General features: G+C 33.5%; 1 protein-coding gene. It reads right to left on the bottom strand.

The window, feature by feature from the left end; genetic code table 11:
• Positions 1–24: 24 nt before the first annotated feature.
• Positions 25–477 (bottom strand): hypothetical protein, encoded by a 453-nt coding sequence (locus tag A6E06_RS18455; protein ID WP_083190372.1) that lies wholly within the window; start codon positions 475–477, stop codon positions 25–27.
• Positions 478–514 lie beyond the last annotated feature (37 nt).

Genomic DNA, 514 nt, shown 5'->3' with positions numbered 1-514 from the left:
TGTTGATGCATTTGTTAGCTTTTTTCACAGCGACATCACAAGCACAACAAATAAGTTTAATAAGGCATGAATTCCAAACATGATTGAGAACGCAAGCTTTGTTGATATATCACGCCAAACTTGATAAGAAATAGTGAATATGACAAAAGAACTAAACGTAAAAACACCCCATAAAGGATAAGACAGCGAATGAATAAAAGACCATAGTGCAGCATTCAATAAGGCTATAATAATAACCCTGTCTATAAATGTGGATAATAACCACATAAAAGGGATCATCAATACAGATTCAATAAACGGTCCAATTATAATTGAACCGATAATATCAACAACAGATAATTCAATACTTGGTCCTTCATCAGGTAATACTGTTACCAACGTGATAGACCACCCTACAAAAGAAGCTATTACGACAGCTAAACCAAAAGCTTGAATTACATAAATAATTGGTGACTTATCTGTATTAAATAGAAACATCCTCAATTCCTCAAAAAAGAGCTAACGCCTGCATAAC

Origin of the sequence: Aliivibrio sp. 1S175 (assembly GCF_001690985.1) — a bacterium.
Taxonomy (GTDB): Bacteria; Pseudomonadota; Gammaproteobacteria; order Enterobacterales; family Vibrionaceae; genus Aliivibrio.
The sequence above is the reverse complement of the archived record's forward strand: the minus strand, read 5'-3'. Positions and strand labels throughout refer to the sequence as shown.

Coding starts and splice junctions, on each gene's coding strand:
- A6E06_RS18455 (WP_083190372.1), bottom strand. CDS start 477: ATGTTTCTATTTAATACAGATAAGTCACCAATTATTTATGTAATTCAA.